Origin of the sequence: Mucilaginibacter calamicampi (genome assembly GCF_042676765.1) — a bacterium.
Classification (GTDB): domain Bacteria; phylum Bacteroidota; class Bacteroidia; order Sphingobacteriales; family Sphingobacteriaceae; genus Mucilaginibacter; species Mucilaginibacter calamicampi.
Window position 1 is genome coordinate 665,700 of the sequence record NZ_JBHTHU010000001.1, and the last position, 12,980, is coordinate 678,679.

Consider the following 12,980-nt stretch of genomic DNA (forward strand, 5'->3'; position numbering starts at 1 on the left):
ACAGCCACATTTTTGCGATAAAACGACAATTAAAACACACGGCATACCGCGGATATGCTTAATTTTACCATAACATAAAATAGGATACAGCTAATTGCTAACAGATAATCACGGCAGAAAACTCAACTACCTGCGCCTTGCGGTGACAGACCGGTGCAACCTGCGCTGTTTTTATTGCATGCCCGAGGAGGGGCTAAACTGGCTCTCGCGCGAGGAACTGATGAGCTACGAAGAAATGATGCGCGCCTGCTCACTTTTGGTGAAAATGGGTATAGAAAAGATACGCATTACCGGTGGCGAACCATTTGTGCGCAAAGATATAATGAACCTGCTGGCGGGCATATCCAAACTAGACGGTTTAAAGGACCTGAGTATGACCACCAACGGCGTACTAACCGCGCCTTACGTTACTGAAATGAAAAAGTTGGGCATTACTGATGTAAACCTTAGTCTTGATACGCTGGATCCTAATCGTTTTTTTACTATTACGCTGCGCGACGAGTTTGACAAGGTAATGGATACCATGCAGGAGTTGCTTCGCAATGATATGACGGTGAAGATAAACGCTGTGGTGATGGCCGGTAAAAACACCCAGGATATTATCCCGATGGTTGAATTAACTAAACACCTGCCTGTAAGTGTGCGCTTTATTGAGGAAATGCCTTTTAACGGCGATGGGCATGAGTATAAAGGTTTAGAATGGGATCACACCCGCATACTAAATGAGATACAGCAACATTTCCCGACTATAAAGAAAAGCATTGACCCGGTAAACTCAACCGCCTACAATTACGATATACCTGGACATAAGGGCAGCGTTGGTATAATTGCCGCTTATTCGCGCACTTTTTGCGGTACATGTAATCGCATCCGTATTACTCCGCAGGGGACGCTTAAAAATTGCTTATACGATGATGGCGTGATGAATATTAAAGACCTGATGCGGGCGGGTAATGATGATAAGCAGTTAGAACGACATTTACTTACAGCCTTTGGTAAACGTGTAATGGATGGCTGGGAAGCAGAACGCCAAAGGGTTGAAAAAACGGGAGTGCATGAATCAATGGCCACAATAGGTGGGTAAAACGCCGAATATCTATTAATATAAACTAATACTATGGTAACGGTGGAGCAAGCCGAGGAACTGATATTGAACAACGCCGGTGATTATGGCGCTGAAATAATTTTGTTCAACGAATCACTGGGACGTGTTTTGGCAGAAACTATTAAAGCTGATCGCGACCTGCCGCCTTTTAACCGTGTGAGCATGGATGGTATCGCCATAAAATTTGCTGACTTTGAACAAGGGATAAAAACGTTTAAAATAATAGGCATACAAGCCGCAGGCGACGCCCCGGTAAATGCTACGCAACCGGGCGAATGTGTTGAAATAATGACGGGTGCTGCATTACCCGGCGCTGTTGATACGGTGATAAGATATGAAGATCTGGAAATAAGCGATGGTAAAGCCACTTTGCAGATCGGGGATATAAAAAAAGGACAGAATATTCATTTTCGCGGCGCAGACAGGAGAGAGGGGGATATAGTTTTAACGCCGGGCCGCGTTATAACCCCTGCCGTTATAAGCATGGTGGCGTCAGTAGGTGAAACGGAATTACGCGTTAAACGGAAACCACGTGTGGTAATTGTCTCATCGGGTGATGAACTGGTTGATGTTGCTGCAAAGCCATCACCCTACCAAATAAGGCGCTCAAACAATTACATGGTAAAGGCGGTACTTGCCGGATTGGGAATTGATGCCGCTATGGTTCATATTCCCGACGAGCCAGAGGCAATCAAATCAACTTTACAGCAATGCCTGGTAAATTTCGATGTGCTGTTGCTTAGCGGTGGCATATCTATGGGTAAATTTGATTATATCCCGCAGGTTTTGAAGGATTTGCAGTTTGAGCAGATATTTCACAAAGTACAGCAACGGCCGGGTAAACCCTTTTGGTTTGGCAAGCACGAAAACGGAGTTGTTGTATTTGCTTTTCCGGGAAATCCAGTGGCAACTTTTATGTGTACTCAACGGTACTTTATACCCTGGCTTAATAAAACTTTAGGTGCGGAAAGCAAACCTGCCGTTTATGCAGCTTTGAATGAGGACATAGCGTTTGAACCCGCACTGCAATATTTTTTACAGGTAAAATTGAGTTTTGGAGACGACGGCAGATTGTTTGCTACGCCTGTTGAAGGCAATGGTTCAGGCGATTTTGCTAATTTAGCAGATACGGACGCGTTTATGGAGCTGCCTTTAAACAAAAATGAGTTTAAAAAGGGCGAGGTTTATCGCGTATGGATGTTTAATCAGCAGTAATAATGACAGAGTTCTCCCATTTAGACAAAACAGGCAAAGCCACCATGGTTGATGTTTCTGCCAAATCTGTAACGCACCGTACTGCAACGGCGCGTGCGGTAGTTTTTTTACCTCAGGTAGTTTTGGATCAGTTAAAGGATGATGACTTGACCACCAAAAAAGGCTCAGTATTTCAAATCGCGGTAATTGCCGGTATTATGGCTGCAAAAAAAACAGGCGACCTGATACCCCTTTGCCATCCTATCGGGATGGATAACTGTAAAATAGATATTAGCTTGAATAATGATCAGGAGGTTGTGATTGACTGTACCGCCAGTATTTCTGCAAAAACGGGTATTGAAATGGAGGCTTTAATAGGAGTCAGCGTTGCGGCTTTAACCGTCTATGATATGTGCAAGGCGCTAAGTCATGACATTGTTATAAAGGAAATACAACTAATTGAAAAAACCGGAGGTAAGCGTGACTTTAAAAGATCATAAAAAACACGCCGCGCTGGCAAAACCTTCAACCGGTAATTTCGGTAGAAATGAGTGGGCTATTGTGGGTGCGCCATGTGTTAATATTAAACTATTAGCCAATGACGTTATACAAGCGCTATCGCCGAAATACAAATGCGCATATGTTGATGCGTCACATAACGACGAAGTGGTTTCTCTTCCCGGTCGTTTAGCTGCGGGTGCTTATTTGGAATATGTAGACCAGCAAAACCACCATCAGTTTAATTATAATACCCAACTGTCGCCGGCTGACCTGAAACAAAATTTTAGCGATGCTGATATGGTGCTCGTTAACGGTAACCACCAGCAGGCTAAAGCCCAGGTGGTAATTATTCATCCCAACAAAGTAGCATCGTTGCAGAAACGTTTAGATCAGCTCACAAACGTTCAGTTGATATTATTGGCTGAAGGTGCCGATGACGTTTTCGATTTTGTTAAAGAAACTCTAATTAACTGGCAACAAATTCCGCTTTACAGATTGAGCGAAACAGATAAGATAATCGCTTTTTTTGCAGAAAAAATGGAGTTAAGCAAACCGCCTTTAAAGGGCCTGGTTTTAGCTGGCGGCCAAAGTTTACGAATGGGGCACGACAAAGGTGCGGTAAACTGGCACGGTACGGAACAACGTTATTATTTAGCAGACTTGCTCGGATCGTTTTGCAGTGAAGTATATTTATCCTGCAGGGCAGAACAAGCCCAAACATTTGACAGCCAATATCAAACCGTTGAAGACACATTCACAGGCCTGGGGCCGTTTGGAGCTATCCTGTCTGCCTTTAGAAAAGACCCAAACAGCGCCTGGCTGGTAGTTGCCTGCGATTTGCCTTTGCTGGATAGACTTGCCTTGCAATATCTTGTTGATAATCGTGATACATCGGCGGTTGCTACGGCTTATAAAAATGAAACGGAAGGCTTTCCCGAGCCACTGATCACTATTTGGGAGCCAAGAGCTTATCCGCGTTTGTTAAACTATCTGTCTCAGGGGTATTCTTGCCCGAGGAAGGTTTTAATAAACAGTGATATTAAACTATTGCAAGCGCTGGATAGCAAAGCGCTGACAAACGTTAACACCCCGGAGGAGTTAGAAGAGATAAAAGAACAACTGAAGATCAAAAATATATCAATGCAATGAATGCATACCAGCTAAGATATAGCTGCCAGATAGCCTTACCCAACTTTGGCGAAAGCGGACAGAAGCTGCTGCAACAAGCTAAAGTATTGATAGTAGGTGCGGGTGGACTTGGATGCCCCGCTGCTCAGTATCTGGCTGCTGCCGGTGTAGGCACTTTAGGTATTGCGGATTTTGACGTTGTAGGGATAAGTAATCTGCACAGGCAAATACTATACACCCCGGCCGATGTTGGACAAAAGAAAGCGACTGTTGCGGTACAGCGTTTATCACAGCAAAATCCTAACGTAGCGGTTATTGTACATGAATTAAAGGTGACATCTGATAATGTAACAGCCCTAATAAGCGATTACGATGTTATAGTGGATGGTACAGATAACTTTGAAACACGGTATTTACTTAATGATGCCTGCGTAATTGCAGGGAAACCTGTTATCTATGGCGCTATTTATCAATATGAAGGGCAGGTTGCCGTATGGAACGTGAAAAATGCGGATGGCACCATGTCACCTAACTACCGGGATCTTTTTCCACAGGTTAATGCAAGTTTAATACCTAATTGCGCTGATGGCGGCGTTATTCCTACGCTGGCGGGTATTATAGGGTGTATCCAAGCGAACGAAGCTATTAAATATATTACGCAAACAGGTGAGTTATTAGCTGGAAAAGTGCTGGTATTTGATGCGGCTTCAATGCAAAGCCGTACCATTAAAATTGGCCACAGTACACAAACCAATATTTCACAACTTACAGAAACAACTACTATTCCAGTAATGACGGTGGCGGAGGTTAAAGCAGGTTTAGCTGAAGATGCTTTGGAACTTGTCGATATCCGCACAGACCAGGAACGCGATGAAATAAATATAGGCGGTTTGCATTTTGAGGCCGATGAGTTTGATGATCATTTAGCTTATTTAACAAATGAAAGGGTAAAAGTCCTCTATTGTTCGTCGGGCAAGCGGAGTGCCGAGGTGGTAAAGCTTATTAGGCAAAAATTTCCTGATGCAAAGGTGTTTTCGCTGGATGGTGGCTTGAAAACGTGGTTTGAAAGCGTATAAACTTCGGTCGAATGTTAGGGATGAGCTGCGACCCACACCTCGCCATCCTCAAAGATCTCTTTTTTCCAGATAGGGACAGTTTCCTTAAGTGTGTCAATTATGTAGCGGCAGGCATCAAATGCAGCTGCACGATGGGCAGCGGCTACAGCAATTATTACAGGTATTTCGCCAATTTGCAAAACGCCGGTTCTGTGATGAATTAATATTTTTTGCACCGGCCATTTAGCTAAGGCCTGCGCAGCAATCTTTTCCATCTCACTCAACGCCATTTTTTCATAAGCCTCAAATTCCAGTCGCATTACAGCTTTGCCTTTAGTTGCGTTTCTAACTGTGCCAATGAAAACGTCAATACCGCCGGCATCAGGGGACATAACCCATCCCGCGCATTCCTGTATGTTTAAGGTTGATGGTGATATTTTTATATTGGTGTTCATTTTTGATTTTTTATCAGCCACCGCTAACAGGGGGAATGATGGCTATTTCGTCACGCTCGTGAATGGTGTCACCATCCAACGCATATTCATTATTTACGGCTATCATATAAGTAGAAAGCTGTTTTAACCGTGGATAGCTGTGCTCAAGCGCATACCGCAGGTTAGATACCGTGGCGTCATTAGGCAGTTCAGCAACAGTTGAAGAGCCATTGAATATCTCTTTGGCTATACCGAAAGCAAGCACATTAATCTGCATTTTAATTTTTTATACAAATATGCAGCATTATGTACTATTACTGTACAATACTTCGATTAATACAGCATTAAGAAAATTATTTAAAAAAATATATAAAGTATATAGATTTAGTAGTATATTTGTTTGTTGTTATAAAACGCAGTAATTATCAGATGAATAGCATAAACACCGGCTCCTTATGCAAAGCGCTTACAGGCTGTAAAGAGATGTATGGTTTATGTAATTGTTGTAACTGAACATAGTGCCTTTTTACATAGGTAAGTTTCGACACAACTAATTTTTCACATTTATTCCTGAACAAAAATGACAACTACAACATTAAAATATCCTTCTTTCGATCTTTTAGAAGTTAATATAGACAGAGATCTATCTTATAAAAGTTACCAATCGTTAAAACCTGTTAAAACGGGGGATACGATCTCGCGCTTAGCCTTTGATTTCAGCTATTCGCGCTGGCAAAACTTTTTAAACGGTACCACAGATGATACATTTGTTGCTACTAAGCAACTGTATGGACAGCCAATAGTTATCAGTTTTTATTCAAGGCATTGGCATGGTAAGGGAATTGAATACTTAAAACAACTAAATAGTTTACATAAAGAAGTTAAAGCTAATGGCGGGAATTTAATTGTAATTAGTGCTGAAGATTTTACTGAAGACCTTGCTGAAATGGCATTGTCCAATAATCTTTCTTTAACTATTTACTTTGATCCCAAAAATGAAATTGCTGAGCAAATGGGCGTTTACTCTGAAAATGACCCGATATGGAACTGGTTTGCAGGCATAGATAGCAATGCGCCTTTACTGTCAAGCTTCGTTGTCGCTAACGAAAATGTTATCGTATTTGATCATAACTACCGCGATTATGATGAAGTTTTATTAAGCCGCGATCTTATAAAAGCTGTAGGCGACTCAACATATATCAGCAATTTATTATTATCTGCATAAGTTTTCAATTTTTCATAAGTGAAAGCCGGTTGTTCTGCAACCGGCTTTTTTTTGTCGCTTTTACATTTAGTTAAAACTGTAACTACGTTTACACCGTTGATAGGTTATGAATATTCGTATCGCGATCTTTACCTGGATACCTGTTTTGTTTATTACGTCAACAACCCACGCTCAAACTAATTCGCAACAAATTACCGAACAGATTACTGTTGACGGTATGAAGCGTAAAATAGTTACTTACATTCCCGCTAATGATAAACCCGCGCTAATGCCGGTTGTTATAGCGCTACATGGTGGGTTTGCTACGCCCAAAGCCATGTTTAGACTTGCCGATTTTCGTTCTTTAGCTGATAAAGAAAAGTTTATAGTGGTTTGCCCTGCATCAAAACGCATGTGGCATGACGGCGCCGACAGTAAAGGCATTGACGATGTAAAGTTTATTGATGAAGTGATAACCTATATGATAAAAAAATATCGTGCAGATCCCCAAAGGATTTACGTAACGGGTATATCCAACGGCGGCTTTATGACTTCGCGCCTTGCCTGTCAAATTCCGGATCGCATTGCCGCTGTAGCTGTGGTGGCAGCAACACTGGATGTTGGCGAGGGCTATGACCTAAAAAACCCAATGCCGATTATGTATATACACGGCACCAGCGACCCAATAATTAGTTACAATGGCGGTAAATTATTTGGACGTAAAATGTTTTCGCATCGCGATATTATTGAGAAGTGGGTGAAGATGAATGATTGTTATCCTGAGCCGTTGGTGAGCGAAATTAGGGATAATGCCGGTGATGGAACAAAGATCTTTAAGCAAGAATACGTTAACAAAGTTAACGGGTTAAAAGTGATAAGCTACACCATTGAAAACGGCGGGCATACCTGGCCCGGCGGCAGGCAGTATTTCCCGAAATTTATTATCGGGAAAACAACACATAACCTTAATGCATGCCAAACCATTTGGGATTTTTTTAAGACCTGTACCCGCAAGCAAACATAAATATCCAATTACTACCCGCTTAAAAGTGCTTTTATAGATATATTAGCGCATTAATTTGCGTTTTTATATTGCCCGTTAAAACAATTCCGCTGGCATTTGTTATCCTCCAGAAATATATATGAGTATCCAGTTAACAGCCGATAAATTAAAATTAAAGCAGGAACAAAAGCTACAACAACTGTTAGCTTATCTTAATAATCATTCGCCTTTTTACCGCGAGCTGTTCAATACAAACGGCATTGATATCAATGCAATAAAAACGCTGGAAGACCTAACAACTCTGCCAATAACCAACAAAGAAGACCTGCAAAAACGCAACGAAGATTTTTTATGCGTACCGAAACAGCAGGTAATAGAATATGCTTCCACGTCCGGAACTTTGGGTAGCCCGGTTACTATAGCGCTTACTGAGAATGATTTGAACAGATTAACGCTGAACGAATATAATTCATTTGTATGTGCAGACGGAGTGTCAGATGATGTATATCAATTGATGCTTACGTTGGACAGGCAGTTTATGGCTGGCATAGCATACTACTCGGGTTTGCGTAAGTTGGGTGCAGGGATAATAAGATTGGGCCCTGGTGTACCCGCCCTTCAATTGGAAACCATACAGCGATTAAAGCCAACAGCTATAGTTGCAGTGCCATCTTTTATTTTAAAACTGATACAGTTTGCCAAAGACAATAACATCGATCTAAATAATACATCAGTAAAAAAAGCCATTTGTATTGGTGAGAATATCCGCAACAGCGATTACTCCTTTAATATTTTAGGAAAGAAAATTACAGAGAACTGGAACATTCAACTCTATTCTACCTACGCATCAACAGAAATGCAAACGGCGTTTACAGAATGCGGACAGGGCAGAGGCGGACATTTGCAGCCTGATCTGTTAATTGCTGAGTTGCTTGATGATAACAACCAACCCGTACCACCGCTTACCCCCGGCGAATTAACCATAACTACTTTAGGTGTTGAAGGAATGCCTTTATTGCGTTATAAAACGGGCGATATCTGTATGTACGACGAAACACCATGTGCTTGTGGCAGAAAAGAGATTAGGCTTTCGCCGATAATTGGCCGTAAAAAACAGATGATCAAATTTAAAGGCACTACTTTGTATCCGCCTGCCATGTTTGATCTGTTAAATGAGATGGAAGAGGTGCTCGACTATGTGGTTGAGGTTTATTCAAACGAGATAGGCATGGATGAGGTTTTGCTGCACCTGCTGCCCATGGATGATACAAAGGCATGCGATAACAGGATACGTGCTTATCTGCAGGCTAGGCTAAGAGTTAGTCCGCATGTAAGTTATATAGGGGTTGAGGCCTTGCAAAAAATGCAGTTTCCCGAGTCCGTGCGAAAAGCAGTAAAGTTTATTGACAGGCGAACGAGAGACGAAAACTAAATACATACCGTTTAATATAAACAACTATTAAACAGTTGCGTATTTTTACATTTACCAACTAAATTAAAAACACTACAATTTGCCCATGATACTTATTGGACAAGGCAAACTAACACTAAAAAAATTTTCTGAGATAATATTTAACAAGCAGGAGGTTGAGTTAGACGCGGCGGCAATCGAAAATGTAGAAGAGAACTTTAAGTTTTTACAAAGCTTTTCATCTAACAAATTAATATACGGTATTAATACCGGCTTTGGGCCAATGGCTCAATACAAGGTAAGCGAGGAAAATTTATTGCAATTGCAGTACAACCTTATCCGCAGCCATAGCTCAGGCAGCGGGGCGCTATTATCGCCTGTTTTTACCAAAGCTTTAATGGTGGCGCGTTTAAACAGCCTGATACAAGGCTACTCCGGCGTTCATCCCGACATAATAAATCTGCTTAAGCAGCTCATTAATAATGATATAAGCCCATGTGTTTTTGAACATGGCGGCGTTGGCGCAAGCGGCGACCTGGTTCAGCTGGCGCATCTGGGCTTGGTGCTGATAGGCGAGGGGGAAGTGGTTTATGAAGGTAAATTACAGCCTACTACCGATGTTTTTGCAAAGCTGAACATACAACCTTTATCCATTAAAGTGCGCGAAGGCCTGGCTACCATAAATGGCACATCCGCCATGACCGGAATTGGCATGGTAAACATTGCAAACGCGGAGAAACTACTGGGCTGGTCTGTTATGTTATCCGCCATTACAAATGAGGTGGTAAAAGCTTATGATGATCACTATTCGCACGAGCTGAATATCGTTAAACATCACGAGGGGCAAAATAAAGTTGCTGCAACATTACGCAACATACTGCAGGGTAGTAAAATGATCCGGAGCCGTACCGATCATTTGTATCACCCCGATAATATAGATCAGGAGGTTTTTGAAGATAAGGTGCAGGAATATTATTCCTTACGTTGTGTTACTCAAATATTGGGGCCTGTTTTAGACACAATTGCAAACGCCGAACATGTTTTGGTTAATGAAATAAACTCGGTTAATGATAACCCGGTTATTGACCATCATAATGGCAATGTATTCCATGGCGGCAATTTCCATGGCGATTATGTATCGCTCGAAATGGATAAGTTAAAGATTGCTATCACCAAGCTATCCATGTTATCTGAGCGGCAGTTAAATTACATATTGAATGATAAGCTGAACCAAAAATTCCCGCCGTTTGTCAATCTGGGTGTTTTAGGATTTAATTTTGGCATGCAGGGCGTACAGTTTACCGCCACATCAACCGTTGCCGAAAATCAAACTTTATCTTTCCCGATGTATGTCCACAGTATTCCGAATAACAATGATAATCAGGACATTGTGAGCATGGGATGTAACGCAGCTTTAATAACATCGAAGGTGATTGACAACGCTTTTACGGTATTGTCTATTCAGTTAATGAGCCTTTTACAGGCGATAGATCATTTAAATTGTGAGGCTGAAATGGCACCAATTACCCGCGGGATATATAACAATGTCAGGGATATTTTTCCTAAGTTTATTGAAGATACCCCTAAATATAAAGACATGGAGCGCGTGAAACAATATCTACAATCAACCACTGCATTAGCTACAGAAATTGTATGAAATGTGCATTGGTTACCGGAGGATCAAGAGGTATAGGCAAGGCTATTTGCTTAAAAATGGCCGCTATGGGCTATTACGTGCTGGTTAATTACAAAAGCAATGTGGTAGAAGCTGAAAATACGCTCGCGCAAATAAAACAGGCTGGTGGTAACGGCGAATTACTTGCTTTTAATGTTGCTGATAGGGAACAGATTAAGGAAGTAGTACAAGGCTGGATAAATAACAATGAAAGTGCAGACATTGAAGTGCTTGTTAACAATGCCGGCATACGTGATGATAGCTTTATGGTGTGGCTGAAGGACGAGCAATGGGACAGTGTAATAAAAACAAGTTTAGATAGCTTTTTCTATGTTACCCGCCTGGTGCTGGAAGAAATGATGTTGAACCGTTTCGGGCGCATTATTAACGTGGTATCGTTATCGGGCATAAAAGGTTTACCGGGCCAAACTAATTACTCGGCAGCAAAGTCCGGTGTAATAGGGGCTACAAAAGCCCTGGCGCAGGAGGTAGGCAGAAGCGGTATTACAGTAAACGCTGTAGCGCCCGGCTTTATTAAAACGGATATGACAGATGGCCTGGATGAAAAGGAACTGCGAAGAAACATCCCAGTCAATCGCTTTGGTTTGCCCGAAGAAGTAGCTCATGCAGTAGGCTTTTTAGCGTCAAAAGAAGCATCGTACATAACGGGAGAGGTTTTATCAATTAACGGAGGATTGTATACTTAATGGACGATTTAGATATCCTGTCGCTAATACCTCAAAAGCCACCATTTGTTATGGTGGATGAACTGATTTTCTCTGACGACAACATTACGCGTACTAAATTTATTGTTCGTGCTGATAATGTTTTTGTAATTAACGGCGAGTTTAGCGAAGCGGGTTTGATGGAAAACATGGCGCAGACAGCGGCTGCCGGCTCCGGAAATATGGCGCGCATAGAAGATCGCCCAGTTACAACAGGCTACATTGGGCAGGTTAAAAACTTTGAGGTTGTTGAGTTACCAAGAGTAGGCGATGAATTACTAACCGAGATAAAAATGGAGGTGCAGGTTTTTGATGCCGCTATAGTATCAGGCAAAGTATGGTGCCAGGACAAACTGCTGGCGCAATGCGAAATGAAAATATTTATTAACCAGTAATGCGTTCCGTTTACATAGCTGCCGACAATATTGTTTCGCCCATTGGTGATACTACTAAGCGCAACATGGAGCAGTTAAAGGCCGGTGTCTCGGCAATAGGCCTGCACAACAATATCGACATTTGTCCAACCCCCTTTTATGCATCTTTATTTAGCGGAGATAATTTTAAGAGCGATAATGCATACACCAAATTTGAAAAACTGCTTATCGCATCAGTAAAAGACGCGATTGATACGTGTGATGTTGACCTGACCGATGAGCGAACCATTCTTATACTTTCATCAACCAAAGGAAATATAAGTTTATTGGAAACAGAGCCCAATCGACCTGATCTAAAATCGCGGATAGCATTATATACATCTGCTAAATTGGTCGCAAATCATTTCGGCTTTAAAACCCAACCATTGGTCGTTTCAAACGCTTGTATATCTGGTATTATGGCCATTTTAACAGGTTTGCGCCTGATACAAAACGGGAGTTATGATAATGCAGTAGTAGTTGGTGCCGATGTAATAACAAAATTTGTATTGTCCGGCTTTCAATCATTTCAAGCCGTTAGCAACGAGCCCTGTAAACCGTTTGATGCTAACAGGACCGGAATTACATTAGGCGAAGGAGCCGCAACCCTTATCCTTACTGCTAATCCCCAATTTAGCAAGGAGATCAAAGTATTATCAGGGGCCGTAAGTAACGATGCCAACCACATTTCAGCACCATCGCGCACCGGCGAAGAGCTTTGCCAGGCGATTGAAAAGTCAATGGATGATGCCGGCTTATCTGTTCAGAATATAGAGCTTGTTTCTGCACACGGAACCGCCACCATGTATAACGATGAGATGGAGGCCAAAGCCCTGGCTTTAGCCGGATTGAGCAATATTCCAACTAATAGCCTTAAGGGTTTCTACGGCCACACTTTAGGCGCGGCGGGACTTATTGAATCCGTAATATCTCTGCAATCGCTTAAAGAGAATGTTATACTACCCACGCCGGGCTTTGAAACATTGGGTGTAAGCAGCTCAATAAATATCACTACTCAATTATCATCATCACCTTTAAAAACATTTTTAAAAACGGCTTCCGGCTTTGGTGGCTGTAATGGCGCGTTGTTATTCAGTAAATAGCTTGTTAGCGCCGCTCTTTTTTCTTATTT

Annotated in this window: 14 protein-coding genes; 12 read left to right on the plus strand and 2 right to left on the minus strand. The window is 41.9% G+C overall.

What is annotated here, in order from left to right:
* The first annotated feature begins 94 nt into the window (after positions 1 to 94).
* The 5 genes from moaA to moeB are packed head-to-tail and all read left to right on the plus strand — an operon-like array spanning position 95 to position 5,004.
* Positions 95 to 1,084, plus strand: coding sequence for a GTP 3',8-cyclase MoaA (gene moaA / locus ACFQZS_RS02920; protein ID WP_377097132.1), 990 nt, complete (start codon positions 95 to 97; stop codon positions 1,082 to 1,084).
* Positions 1,085 to 1,117: 33 nt separating this feature from the next.
* Entirely contained in the window at positions 1,118 to 2,320 is a 1,203-nt protein-coding gene (locus tag ACFQZS_RS02925; RefSeq protein ID WP_377097134.1) for a molybdopterin molybdotransferase MoeA, read from the plus strand.
* 2 nt (positions 2,321 to 2,322) lie between these two features.
* The gene (gene moaC, locus ACFQZS_RS02930; protein WP_377097136.1) at positions 2,323 to 2,799 is read left to right on the plus strand and encodes a cyclic pyranopterin monophosphate synthase MoaC; all 477 of its coding nucleotides are present in this window, start codon (positions 2,323 to 2,325) and stop codon (positions 2,797 to 2,799) included.
* Positions 2,759 to 3,949, plus strand: coding sequence for an NTP transferase domain-containing protein (locus ACFQZS_RS02935; RefSeq protein WP_377097138.1), 1,191 nt, complete (start codon positions 2,759 to 2,761; stop codon positions 3,947 to 3,949). Before moaC ends, ACFQZS_RS02935 begins: the two co-directional genes overlap by 41 nt.
* On the plus strand, positions 3,946 to 5,004 hold the full coding sequence (gene moeB / locus ACFQZS_RS02940) for a molybdopterin-synthase adenylyltransferase MoeB (RefSeq protein ID WP_377097139.1): 1,059 nt from the start codon (positions 3,946 to 3,948) through the stop codon (positions 5,002 to 5,004). The genes ACFQZS_RS02935 and moeB overlap by 4 nt, the downstream gene beginning before the upstream one ends.
* 14 nt (positions 5,005 to 5,018) lie before the next feature.
* On the opposite strand, the gene ACFQZS_RS02945 is transcribed toward moeB, so the two are convergent.
* Both ACFQZS_RS02945 and ACFQZS_RS02950 read right to left on the minus strand, forming a co-directional pair.
* Positions 5,019 to 5,438 (minus strand): molybdenum cofactor biosynthesis protein MoaE, encoded by a 420-nt coding sequence (locus tag ACFQZS_RS02945; protein ID WP_377097141.1) that lies wholly within the window; start codon positions 5,436 to 5,438, stop codon positions 5,019 to 5,021.
* A 13-nt stretch (positions 5,439 to 5,451) separates the two neighbouring features.
* On the minus strand, positions 5,452 to 5,694 hold the full coding sequence (locus tag ACFQZS_RS02950; protein WP_377097143.1) for a MoaD/ThiS family protein: 243 nt from the start codon (positions 5,692 to 5,694) through the stop codon (positions 5,452 to 5,454).
* 303 nt (positions 5,695 to 5,997) lie between these two features.
* Here ACFQZS_RS02950 and ACFQZS_RS02955 point away from each other — a divergent pair, with 303 nt between their 5' ends.
* The 7 genes from ACFQZS_RS02955 to ACFQZS_RS02985 all read left to right on the plus strand — a co-directional run bounded on the left by ACFQZS_RS02955 (position 5,998) and on the right by ACFQZS_RS02985 (position 12,951).
* Complete coding sequence (locus ACFQZS_RS02955) at positions 5,998 to 6,642, plus strand: redoxin domain-containing protein (RefSeq protein WP_377097145.1); 645 nt, start codon at positions 5,998 to 6,000, stop codon at positions 6,640 to 6,642.
* Positions 6,643 to 6,748: 106 nt separating this feature from the next.
* Positions 6,749 to 7,645 carry an alpha/beta hydrolase family esterase gene (locus ACFQZS_RS02960; protein WP_377097147.1) on the plus strand — a complete coding sequence of 299 codons (897 nt, stop codon included), beginning with the start codon at positions 6,749 to 6,751 and terminating at the stop codon, positions 7,643 to 7,645.
* A gap of 118 nt (positions 7,646 to 7,763) precedes the next feature.
* Positions 7,764 to 9,056: a phenylacetate--CoA ligase family protein gene (locus ACFQZS_RS02965; RefSeq protein ID WP_377097149.1), complete on the plus strand. Its 1,293-nt coding sequence runs from the start codon at positions 7,764 to 7,766 to the stop codon at positions 9,054 to 9,056.
* Between the two features lie 85 nt (positions 9,057 to 9,141).
* The gene (locus ACFQZS_RS02970; protein ID WP_377097151.1) at positions 9,142 to 10,692 is read left to right on the plus strand and encodes an HAL/PAL/TAL family ammonia-lyase; all 1,551 of its coding nucleotides are present in this window, start codon (positions 9,142 to 9,144) and stop codon (positions 10,690 to 10,692) included.
* Positions 10,689 to 11,417: a 3-oxoacyl-ACP reductase FabG gene (gene fabG, locus ACFQZS_RS02975; protein ID WP_377097153.1), complete on the plus strand. Its 729-nt coding sequence runs from the start codon at positions 10,689 to 10,691 to the stop codon at positions 11,415 to 11,417. The genes ACFQZS_RS02970 and fabG overlap by 4 nt, the downstream gene beginning before the upstream one ends.
* Positions 11,417 to 11,830 (plus strand): 3-hydroxyacyl-ACP dehydratase, encoded by a 414-nt coding sequence (locus ACFQZS_RS02980; protein WP_377097154.1) that lies wholly within the window; start codon positions 11,417 to 11,419, stop codon positions 11,828 to 11,830. Before fabG ends, ACFQZS_RS02980 begins: the two co-directional genes overlap by 1 nt.
* Positions 11,830 to 12,951, plus strand: coding sequence for a beta-ketoacyl synthase N-terminal-like domain-containing protein (locus tag ACFQZS_RS02985; RefSeq protein WP_377097156.1), 1,122 nt, complete (start codon positions 11,830 to 11,832; stop codon positions 12,949 to 12,951). The genes ACFQZS_RS02980 and ACFQZS_RS02985 overlap by 1 nt, the downstream gene beginning before the upstream one ends.
* Positions 12,952 to 12,980: the final 29 nt, after the last annotated feature.

Coding starts and splice junctions, on each gene's coding strand:
- ACFQZS_RS02925 (WP_377097134.1), top strand. CDS start 1,118: ATGGTAACGGTGGAGCAAGCCGAGGAACTGATATTGAACAACGCCGGT.
- moaC (WP_377097136.1), top strand. CDS start 2,323: ATGACAGAGTTCTCCCATTTAGACAAAACAGGCAAAGCCACCATGGTT.
- moeB (WP_377097139.1), top strand. CDS start 3,946: ATGAATGCATACCAGCTAAGATATAGCTGCCAGATAGCCTTACCCAAC.
- ACFQZS_RS02945 (WP_377097141.1), bottom strand. CDS start 5,438: ATGAACACCAATATAAAAATATCACCATCAACCTTAAACATACAGGAA.
- ACFQZS_RS02950 (WP_377097143.1), bottom strand. CDS start 5,694: ATGCAGATTAATGTGCTTGCTTTCGGTATAGCCAAAGAGATATTCAAT.
- ACFQZS_RS02955 (WP_377097145.1), top strand. CDS start 5,998: ATGACAACTACAACATTAAAATATCCTTCTTTCGATCTTTTAGAAGTT.
- ACFQZS_RS02960 (WP_377097147.1), top strand. CDS start 6,749: ATGAATATTCGTATCGCGATCTTTACCTGGATACCTGTTTTGTTTATT.
- ACFQZS_RS02965 (WP_377097149.1), top strand. CDS start 7,764: ATGAGTATCCAGTTAACAGCCGATAAATTAAAATTAAAGCAGGAACAA.
- ACFQZS_RS02970 (WP_377097151.1), top strand. CDS start 9,142: ATGATACTTATTGGACAAGGCAAACTAACACTAAAAAAATTTTCTGAG.
- fabG (WP_377097153.1), top strand. CDS start 10,689: ATGAAATGTGCATTGGTTACCGGAGGATCAAGAGGTATAGGCAAGGCT.
- ACFQZS_RS02980 (WP_377097154.1), top strand. CDS start 11,417: ATGGACGATTTAGATATCCTGTCGCTAATACCTCAAAAGCCACCATTT.
- ACFQZS_RS02985 (WP_377097156.1), top strand. CDS start 11,830: ATGCGTTCCGTTTACATAGCTGCCGACAATATTGTTTCGCCCATTGGT.